Genomic DNA, 8,764 nt, shown 5'->3' with positions numbered 1-8,764 from the left:
CGGCCGCGTGATGCCGGCAACGCGCTGGTCGTCATCGATGCCACCTCCGGCGCCGGCGGGCTACCCGTCGACATCGCCGACACCGATGCCTACTACTGCGCCCCGCAGAAGAACTTCGCCGCCGACGGCGGGCTGTGGCTGGCGATCATGAGCCCGGCCGCCCTGGCCCGCGTCGAGGCGATCGCCGCCTCCGGGCGCTGGGTGCCGGACTTCTTGTCGCTGCCGATCGCGGTGGACAACAGCCTCAAGAACCAGACCTACAACACCCCGGCGATCGGCACCCTGGTGCTGCTGGCCGAACAGCTGGACTGGCTGCTGGCCAACGGCGGGCTGGGCTGGGCGGTCAAACGCACCGCCGACTCGTCGCAGCGGCTGTACGGCTGGGCCGAGCGGCGCTCCTACACCACGCCGTTCGTCACCGACCCGGCGCTGCGTTCGGCGGTGGTGGGCACCATCGACTTCGCAGACGAGATAGACGCAGCCGCCGTCGCCAAGGTGCTGCGGGCGAACGGGATCGTCGACACCGAGCCCTACCGCAAGCTCGGCCGCAACCAGCTGCGGGTGGCGATGTTCCCGGCGGTGGAGCCCGACGACGTCAGTGCGCTGACCGAGTGCATCGACTGGGTGGTCGAACGGCTCTAACCCAAACGTGATCACCCCCGCGTGTCACCGCGGCGCTGCCCGCACGCTGCACTAAAGTGCGCAGCAACTGACAGGCCCGCGTCGCAAGGAGAAGTCATGCGGGAACTCACAGTGGTTGGCATCGACGTCGACGGCGCGGACATCATCTGCGAGGCCGTGTCCGACACCGACGGTTCCGTCGAGAAGTTCAGCCTCCGGATCGACGACCGGCTGCGCGCCGCGGCGCGGGGTGAACACCTCGGCCAGGGCCACCTCGACATCGGCGTCGCCCACATGGTGCGCCCCCGGGAGATCCAGTCGCGGATCCGGGCTGGCGCCTCGGTCGAACAGGTCGCGGCGGCCACCGGGGTCGACATCGCCCGGATCGAACGGTTCGCCCACCCGGTGCTGCTGGAACGCGCCCGCGCCGCCGAGCTGGCCGCGGCCGCCCACCCGATGCTCGCCGATGGACCGGCGGTGCTGACCCTGCTGGAGGTGGTCAGCAGCGGCCTGGTGGCGCGCGGGCTGAACCCGGACCGCAGCGACTGGGACGCCTGGCGCAACGAGGACGGCCACTGGACCGTGCAACTGACCTGGAAGGCCGGGCGCTCGGAGAACACCGCACACTTCCTGTTCACCCCGGGGGCGCACGGTGGGACGGTGACCGCCGTCGACGACGCCGCCCGCGAGCTGGTCGACCCGGACTTCGAGCGGCCACTGCGGCCGGTGGCGCCGGTGGCGCAGCTCGACTTCGAGGAGGCCAAGCCGGTCACCAAGTCGGCCGCCGAGCCGGAGACCGACCGGCTGCCGGCGGCCAAGCCGGCTCGCGGCCGCCGCCGGCACAAGCCGGAGATTCCGGCCTGGGAGGACGTACTGCTCGGGGTGCGCTCCGGCGCGCAGCCCTGACCCGTCGGCTCAGCCGGACGCGAACAGCGCGATCAGCGTCAGCCACCCGGCGGCCACACCCACCGTTGCGCCGAGCACGAACCAGCGCAGCACCGGGGTGCGCCGCCATTCCCAGACGGTGGGCGCCAGGCCACCGACCGCGACGAGATTGAGCCCGGCGGCCAGCAGCGGGTGCACCCGGGTCAGCCCGATGCTCAACACCACGATCGCGGCCCCGCACACGGCCGCGACGAAGCCCGCCACCGTCAAACCGGTCCCCCACGGCGTCGGCTCCTCACTCATCCGTCGACCCTAACGCCGCGTTCGTAGAAGGCCAGCGCGGCGGCGGTGGCCACGTTCAGCGAATCGGTGCCGCGCGACATCGGAATCCGTACCCGCAGGTCACAGGCGCGCAGCACCGCCCGGGACAGCCCCGGGCCCTCGGCGCCGACCAGCACCGCCACCCGCTGATCGCGGACCGTGCTCATCGCTTCACCCAGCGGGCACGCCTGCGGGTCGGGCGTCATGGCCAGCAGCCGGAATCCGGCGTCGCGCAGCAGGGCGAGATCACCCGGCCAGCTTGCGGTGCGCGCGTACGGGACCAGCAGTGCGTGCCCCATCGAGACCCGAACCGCGCGGCGGTACAACGGGTCGGCGCAGCCGCTGCCGAACAGCACGGCGTCCACACCGAGCCCGGCGGCGTTGCGGAAGATCGAACCCACGTTCTCGTGGTCGTTGACCCCTTCGAGCACCGCGACGGTCCGGGCGTCGCCGGTCAGCTGCGACACGCTCGGCTCCGGCACCCGGCGGGCGGCGGCCAGCACCCCGCGGTTGAGATGGAATCCGACCACCGCGGTCATCACCTCCGCCGACACCCGGTAGTACGGCGCATCGCAGACGGTCAGGTCGGCCGCCAACTCGGTGAGTCGGCGCTCGGTGCCCAGCAGCGCCAGCGGGGTGAACCGGGACGCCAGCATCCGCTGCACCACCAGCACGCCCTCGGCGATCACCAGCCCCTTGCCGGCGGGCAAGTCCGGGCGGCGGTCGACATGGTTCAGATCCCGGAAGTCGTCCAGCCGCGGATCGGCGGGATCCTCGACATCGACGACATTGTGGACGTCGACGGCGCTCACGTGGCGGTCAGGATCCGATACTGCGCGGTGAGCTGCCGTTTGGCATCGATCTCGGTGTCGGAGAACGTGCTGAACGCGTAGCGGTCCACCGACGAGATGCATTTGAAATGCCAGTTGACCTGCTGCAGTGTCATCGGGTCACCGGCTTTGGCCCAGTCTTTGGTCCGTTCGAAGCATTTCGCCTCGGCCAGCCCCGGCACGCCTTCTGCGGTGGGCTGAACCGCCGACGACATCTGCGCTACCAACGCGTCGGCCAGCGAAGCGGTCAGATCGGCGCGTTTGGCCTGATAGACGGTGGCGAGCCGCTGCGTCACCCAGTCGACGCCGGCGTCCTTGAGCACCTTGGCCATCTCGACCGGCTGCGCTTCGAACTGCAGCCACCCGTCCGGCCGCCACGTCCCGGCCGAGTTCGGCAGGGTGGTTTCGTTCGGTGCATTCAGCGTTCGCCCGAGCAATCCGCCGGACGGATCCTTGAGCAGGTTCGGCAGCTCCGCCACCGGGGTCGGGGTGAACCCGTCGAGCCGGCTCTGCTGCAGCACCAGCGCGTGCCGCTGCAGCTCCGTGACGTTGTAATCGGGGTCGGACCCGGGCGCGCTCTTGGCGTTCACCGCCAGGTAGATCACGAAAGCACCGTGTGCGCTGACACTGACCGAGTGGATCGTCTCACCGCTCTCGGTGCTTCCGTAGGCAGCCGCGGTCACCTCCGGCAGACGGTCCAGGGTCAACGCTCGGGCGGCATCGGACATGTCGACCTTGGCCGCCAGGTCTTTCGCGGCAGCGGTCGCCGACTCCGGATCCGGGAACTCCAGCACCGTTATCGCCGCCATCACCGCGCCCAGACCGCTGGTCGCGTTGACGTTGGATCGACTGGTGTCGAACGCGGCGACGAATCCGTGCGACGTGAGCAGATCGGCGGTGGTTCCCGGCAACCCGTCTTTCAGCAGCGACGCCGCATAGTCGGCCTTGAAGGCGACCCCCGGCAGCGTCAGGCTGAAAACCTGCAACGCGTCGTCGATCTCCCACGGACCGAGCACCGAGTTACCGAGCCGGATCGCCTCGAACAGCGGACCGCTGTCACCCGCCTTCACCGCGGAGGTGTCAGTGGGCTGCACCGCATAATCGCCGGTGTCCATCAGCTTCGGCGCCGCGATCTCGGTCTGCGTACCGGAATGGTGTCGCAGCACACCGGCGGTTCCGGCGCCGGCGGCCAGCACGGCCGCGCTGGTGGCGAGCGCGATCCAGCGGGGCCGGCGCCACCATCGTCGCCCGGTCGGCAGCCCGCCTGGCGGCACCGCCGCCGCCTGGTGCGGCTGCTGCCGGTACGGCTCGCTGAAGTGTCCGCTGGGATAGGTGACAGCCGCGATGGGCGACGTCGCCGGCGGAGCAGCCGGTGCGGCGGCCGGACGTACCCGCTCGAGTACCGTGTCGATCCCGCGCAGCGCGGCGGCCGTCGCCGTGGCGAACTCGGTCGCGGTCTGATACCGCTGTGCCGGGTCTTTGGCCATCGCCCGGGCGATCACCGAGTCGATGGCAGCGGGCAGTCCCGGTGCGACGTCGGTGACCCGCGGCGGCGGTTGGGACAGGTGCGCGGCCATCACGGCGACGGCCGTGCCCAACGCGGCGTACGGGGTCTCGCCGGTGAGCAGCCGATACAGCGAACAGCCCAGCGAGTAGATGTCCACCCGCTGGTCGAGGGGCTGGCCGCCCAGCATCTCCGGCGCGCCGTAGGCGATGGTCGCGACCATCGAACCGGTCGACGTCAGGCCGAGGCTGTCGTCGACGGCGCGAGCGATCCCGAAGTCGGCCAGAAACACCCGCTCGTCGTGATCGCCGGTGAGCAGGAAGTTGGCCGGTTTGACGTCCCGGTGAATAACGTTGCGCTGGTGGGCGTAGTCCAGCGCCTTGGCGACCTCGGTCACGACGTGCACCGCCCGCGTGGCGGTCATCCGGCGCTGGGTCACCTCGCTGTCGGCGTTGGGTCCGGGCACGTACTGCATCGCGATCCACAGCTGGCCGTCGTCGGTGTCGCCGCGGTTGTAGACGGTCACGATGTTCGGGTGGTCCAGGGTCGCGGCCAGGTCGGCTTCCCGGATGAACCGGGCCCGGAACGCATCATCGCGGGAGAACTCCCCGGAGAGCACCTTCAGCGCGTCGTGGCGCGGCAGCACCGGATGAGCGGCCAGATACACCGTCCCCATCCCGCCGGAGCCCAGCACCCGCTCGATGCGGTAGCCCGAGACGACGGTGCCCGCGCTCAGCGGCATGGCGCCGCCCGACGATCACCGGCCGAAACGCTGCCGTTCCCGACGTGCTGGCTCATTCAGCTCCTGACCCCGATGATCGAAGTTCGTGTCACCCGACGAGTCGGTGCGGCACGCTGCTCGGAATTTAACAGCCGACGCAGCGGGCGGGCGGGCACCGGCTAGCGTTAAGCCCGATGCCCGACGAGATCGCCCCGTCGCCCGAGCCTCCACCGCTGCCGGCCGCGCTGCTGGATGCGTGGCCGGTGATCGCGGTCGGCGCGGCGGGCTGGGCGGTTGCCGCGGTGGCGGCGTTTCTGGTGCCGGCGCTGGACGGGTGGCGGCCGGTGACGGTGGCCGGCCTGGGCGTCGGGCTGCTCGGTACCGGTATCTTTTTGTGGCAGCGTGCCGCCGCGCGTCGGGGCGCCCGCGGTGCCCAGACCGGGATCGAAGCACCCGATGACACCGGTCGGGACCGGAACCGCAGCTGACCAGAGCCCGAGGAGATCGATGGACACCCCGCTGTTGCAGGCCCAGATCGAGATCGCCGCGCCAGTGTCGCGGGTCTGGGCGTTGATCTCCGATCTTCGCCGGATGCCGGAGTGGAGTCCGCAATGCCGGTGGATGAAGCCGCTCGGCCCGCTGCGCGCCGGCACCCGGACGATCAACATCAACCGCAGCGGATACATGTTCTGGCCGACGAACTGCACGCTCACCGAGGTGGTCCCGGAGCAGCGGCTGATGTTCCGGGTGCCGGTCAACGGCACCGTCTGGCGCTACGAGTTGGCACCGACCGGCACCGGCACCCGGGTGGTGGAGAGCCGGCACGCCGAGAACGTCAGGGCGGTCTCCAACCTGAGCACCCGACTGTTCCACGGCGGGACGGAGAAATTCGAACGCGAGCTGCTCGACGGGATGAACGCCTCGCTGACGAGGATCAAGGCGGCAGCCGAGACCCGCTAATCCCGGTCGGGCTCGGGTTCGGGCTCGGTCGAGGACTCGGGCCCGGTAGCCACTTCGAGCACCGGAGGCTCGGCACCGGCTTCCGGGCCGGGTTCGGTGCCGGCTTCGGGGCTGGCCATCACCTCCAGCACGCCATCGTCGTAGGGCTGGTACGGCAACGCACCCCCGCCCGCCGGCCGCGGGGTGTCGGAGTGGGCGCCGCAGCCGTACTCGGAGTAGACGACATGGCCGTCGGCGGAGAACTGATTGCCGCAGACGCCGAAGACCGCACCCAGTGAGCCGGCGAGCGGCAGGAAGAACCCGCAGTCGCGGCAGACCCGTTTGGTGGAGCGCGCCATCGCCGAGTCCGGTCCGTACTCTCCGTCGTACCAGCGCCCGGCGGCCTCGGATCGACCCTCCCGGCTCAGCACCCAGCGCCGGCCCAGGCCGATCTCGGCAGCGACGTCGTCGAGCTGCGGGTCGCCACTGGCGGTGTAGCCCGGCACCAGCCGCGGATCGTCGACCGGCGGTGCCAGCAGGTCACCCGGACCCAGGTCGCCGGGCTTGATCCGCTGCTCCCACGGCACCCAGTCCGGAGCCAGCAGCGCCGTCGGCCCGGGAACCAGGACCACCTCACTGACCGTCGGCAGCTCCGCCGCCGGGTGCGCCGCCACCACAACCGCCCACTGCCAGCCTTGATAGCCCGGCAGCTGCGCCTGAAATCGGTGCGTGGCGGCGGTCGGATCCTCGTAGTCGACGCCCAGGTAGTCACCTACGGTTTCTGCCCCACTGCCCTCGGCGACGGCCGCACGTGCCTGGTCCACCGCGTCGGCGAGCACAGCCGGAATCACCGGCGGGTGAGCCGGGTCGGTGACGGCCGCGGTGGCCGACTCTGCGCCGGGTATGGTCACGCCGTCCTCCTGTTGTGCGTCAGTACCGTCCAATACTGCCGTAGCCGCCACCGCTCGGCCACACACACCGTCGCCTGCGCACCCCGGAGCCGCCATGAGAGAGAATCGGGGGCGTGTCTGCACGGCGGCGTGATCAACCCGGCAACGGGCCCCGGCGCGGCTCAGCCGCCGCCGGCCGCCGACCCGCGGGACGCCCCGGCGGCGAGCACCCCGGCATGGCCAACTACCCCACCGGAGCACCCGGCGACCGGCCGGATCACCGGCAACCCCGGCCGCCGCGGGCGAGCGCGAACCGCTACCTTCCCCCGCTGCACGAGCAGCCACCACGCCGGCCGGAGCGCCCGCCAAACCCGGGAAACGAGCGGATCACCGTCACCCGGGCCGCGGCCCAGCGCAGCCGGGAGATGGGTTCCCGAATGTATGACCTGGTGCAGCGGGCCGCCACCGCCGACGGCGCCGACAAGTCCGGCCTGACCGCGCTCACCTGGCCGGTGGTGGCGAACTTCGCGGTCGACTCGGCGATGGCTGTGGCGCTGGCGAACACCCTGTTCTTCGCCGCTGCGACCGGGGAGAGCAAGGGCCGGGTGGCGCTGTACCTGCTGATCACCATCGCACCGTTCGCGCTGGTCGCTCCGCTGATCGGTCCCGCGCTGGACCGGGTGCAGCACGGCCGCCGGGTCGCGCTGGCGCTGTCCTTCGCGTTGCGAACCGCGCTGGCGGCGGTGCTGATCATGAACTTCGACGGCGCCAGCGGCAGCTTCCCGTCCTGGGTGCTGTACCCGTGCGCGCTGGCGATGATGGTGCTGTCCAAGTCGTTCACGGTGCTGCGCAGCGCGGTGACGCCGCGGGTGATGCCGCCGGCCATCGACCTGGTCCGGGTCAACTCCCGGCTGACGACGTTCGGCCTGCTCGGCGGCACCATCGTCGGCGGCGGCATCGCGGCCGGCGTGGAGTTCGTGCTGAGCCACATGCAGCTGCCCGGAGCGTTGTTCGTGGTCGTCGTGGCCTCGCTGGCCGGCGCCGTTCTGTCGATGCGGATTCCGCGCTGGGTGGAGAGCACCACCGGCGAGATCCCGACCACGCTGAGCTACCGCGTCGAGAGCAGGCCGGCCCGGCGCCGGCTGCCACCGGCCGGCGAGTGGCCCGGGCACATCAAACGTGCCACTGGTGCGCTGCGGCAGCCGCTGGGCCGCAACATCATCACCGCACTCTGGGGCAACTGCACGATCAAGGTGATGGTCGGCTTCCTGTTCCTGTACCCGGCATTCGTCGCCAAAGACCACGGCGACAGCGGCTGGGTTCAGCTGGGCATCCTCGGCTCGATCGGCGCCGCGGCCGGCTTGGGCAACTTCGCCGGCAATCTCACCAGCGCACGGCTGAAGCTGGGCCGGCCCGCGGTGCTGGTGCTGCGCTGCACCATCGCGGTGACCGCCGCCGCACTGGCCGCCGCGATCGCCGGCACCCTGACGGCGGTCGTCATCGCCACCCTGGTCACGTCGGCGTCCAGCGCGATCGCCAAAGCGTCGCTGGACGCCTCGCTGCAGGACGACCTGCCGGAGAAGTCGCGCGCGTCGGCGTTCGGCCGGACCGAGTCGACCCTGCAGCTGGCCTGGGTGCTCGGCGGGGCACTGGGGGTGCTGGTCTACACCAACCTGTGGGTGGGCTTCACCGCGGTCGCCGCGCTGCTGATCCCGGGCCTGGCGCAGACCATACTGTCGTTCAACGGGGATTCGCTGATCCCGGGCTTCGGCGGCAACCGGCCGGTGCTGGCCGAACAGGAGGGCGACGCGCGGTTCGCCACGAGTGCGACGGAGGTGATCGGTCGATGAGGCGTGGTGTGGTCGCGTTGACGGCGGCGGTGACGGTGCTGGCGTCGGCCGGTGCGGGGTTGGGCGCCTGGCGGTTGACCCGCGGCGCCGGCCCGGAGCTGCCGCAGATCAGCGTCTACTCCAACGGGCAGCTGGCCCGGGTCGGCCCGTTCAACTTCTGCGACGTGCACCTCGAACACTGCCGGACGCCCGAGACCCAGGGC

10 protein-coding genes and 1 pseudogene are annotated in these 8,764 nt (G+C 71.1%); 6 read left to right on the top strand and 5 right to left on the bottom strand.

Annotation, left to right across the window (positions count from 1 at the left end; all coding sequences use genetic code 11):
• Both serC and sepH read left to right on the top strand, forming a co-directional pair.
• Window positions 1–642, top strand: a 642-nt coding sequence (gene serC, locus AC2VNT_RS07750) for a phosphoserine transaminase (RefSeq protein ID WP_486946298.1), incomplete at its 5' end; no start/stop codon positions are given.
• Window positions 643–738: 96 nt separating this feature from the next.
• Complete coding sequence (gene sepH, locus AC2VNT_RS07745) at window positions 739–1,527, top strand: septation protein SepH (RefSeq protein WP_486946297.1); 789 nt, start codon at window positions 739–741, stop codon at window positions 1,525–1,527.
• 9 nt (window positions 1,528–1,536) lie between these two features.
• Here sepH and AC2VNT_RS07740 read toward each other — a convergent pair whose 3' ends face one another.
• From AC2VNT_RS07740 to AC2VNT_RS07725, 4 genes and pseudogenes are all read right to left on the bottom strand, one after another.
• Window positions 1,537–1,809: a DUF2537 domain-containing protein gene (locus AC2VNT_RS07740; protein ID WP_486946296.1), complete on the bottom strand. Its 273-nt coding sequence runs from the start codon at window positions 1,807–1,809 to the stop codon at window positions 1,537–1,539.
• Window positions 1,806–2,639, bottom strand: coding sequence for a TrmH family RNA methyltransferase (locus AC2VNT_RS07735; RefSeq protein ID WP_486946295.1), 834 nt, complete (start codon window positions 2,637–2,639; stop codon window positions 1,806–1,808). The genes AC2VNT_RS07740 and AC2VNT_RS07735 overlap by 4 nt, the downstream gene beginning before the upstream one ends.
• A complete protein-coding gene (locus tag AC2VNT_RS07730) occupies window positions 2,636–3,772 on the bottom strand; it encodes a DUF7373 family lipoprotein (RefSeq protein WP_486946299.1) in 1,137 nt (378 codons plus the stop codon). Before AC2VNT_RS07730 ends, AC2VNT_RS07735 begins: the two co-directional genes overlap by 4 nt.
• A gap of 216 nt (window positions 3,773–3,988) precedes the next feature.
• Window positions 3,989–4,903 (bottom strand): annotated as a pseudogene (locus AC2VNT_RS07725) (serine/threonine-protein kinase); the annotation flags it as partial.
• Window positions 4,904–5,076: 173 nt separating this feature from the next.
• Between AC2VNT_RS07725 and AC2VNT_RS07720 the strand changes: the two are divergent.
• Window positions 5,077–5,370 carry a DUF2530 domain-containing protein gene (locus tag AC2VNT_RS07720; RefSeq protein ID WP_486946294.1) on the top strand — a complete coding sequence of 98 codons (294 nt, stop codon included), beginning with the start codon at window positions 5,077–5,079 and terminating at the stop codon, window positions 5,368–5,370.
• A gap of 19 nt (window positions 5,371–5,389) precedes the next feature.
• Complete coding sequence (locus tag AC2VNT_RS07715) at window positions 5,390–5,842, top strand: SRPBCC family protein (protein WP_486946293.1); 453 nt, start codon at window positions 5,390–5,392, stop codon at window positions 5,840–5,842.
• On the opposite strand, the gene AC2VNT_RS07710 is transcribed toward AC2VNT_RS07715, so the two are convergent.
• Window positions 5,839–6,732 carry a DUF3027 domain-containing protein gene (locus tag AC2VNT_RS07710; protein WP_486946292.1) on the bottom strand — a complete coding sequence of 298 codons (894 nt, stop codon included), beginning with the start codon at window positions 6,730–6,732 and terminating at the stop codon, window positions 5,839–5,841. The two genes, AC2VNT_RS07715 and AC2VNT_RS07710, sit on opposite strands and share 4 nt — an antisense overlap.
• A gap of 215 nt (window positions 6,733–6,947) precedes the next feature.
• Here AC2VNT_RS07710 and AC2VNT_RS07705 point away from each other — a divergent pair, with 215 nt between their 5' ends.
• Together AC2VNT_RS07705 and AC2VNT_RS07700 are read left to right on the top strand one after the other, a co-directional pair.
• A complete protein-coding gene (locus tag AC2VNT_RS07705; protein WP_486946291.1) occupies window positions 6,948–8,561 on the top strand; it encodes an MFS transporter in 1,614 nt (537 codons plus the stop codon).
• 8 nt (window positions 8,562–8,569) lie between these two features.
• Window positions 8,570–8,764 (top strand): DUF2771 family protein (locus AC2VNT_RS07700; protein WP_486946290.1); only part of this gene is annotated, 195 nt, incomplete at its 3' end.

The sequence above is a fragment of the Mycobacterium sp. TH-M15 genome (genome assembly GCF_057473705.1).
The sequence above is the reverse complement of the archived record's forward strand: the minus strand, read 5'-3'. Positions and strand labels throughout refer to the sequence as shown.

Coding starts and splice junctions, on each gene's coding strand:
- AC2VNT_RS07730 (WP_486946299.1), bottom strand. CDS start 3,772: ATGGACACCGGCGATTATGCGGTGCAGCCCACTGACACCTCCGCGGTG.
- sepH (WP_486946297.1), top strand. CDS start 739: ATGCGGGAACTCACAGTGGTTGGCATCGACGTCGACGGCGCGGACATC.
- AC2VNT_RS07720 (WP_486946294.1), top strand. CDS start 5,077: ATGCCCGACGAGATCGCCCCGTCGCCCGAGCCTCCACCGCTGCCGGCC.
- AC2VNT_RS07715 (WP_486946293.1), top strand. CDS start 5,390: ATGGACACCCCGCTGTTGCAGGCCCAGATCGAGATCGCCGCGCCAGTG.
- AC2VNT_RS07705 (WP_486946291.1), top strand. CDS start 6,948: ATGGCCAACTACCCCACCGGAGCACCCGGCGACCGGCCGGATCACCGG.
- AC2VNT_RS07740 (WP_486946296.1), bottom strand. CDS start 1,809: ATGAGTGAGGAGCCGACGCCGTGGGGGACCGGTTTGACGGTGGCGGGC.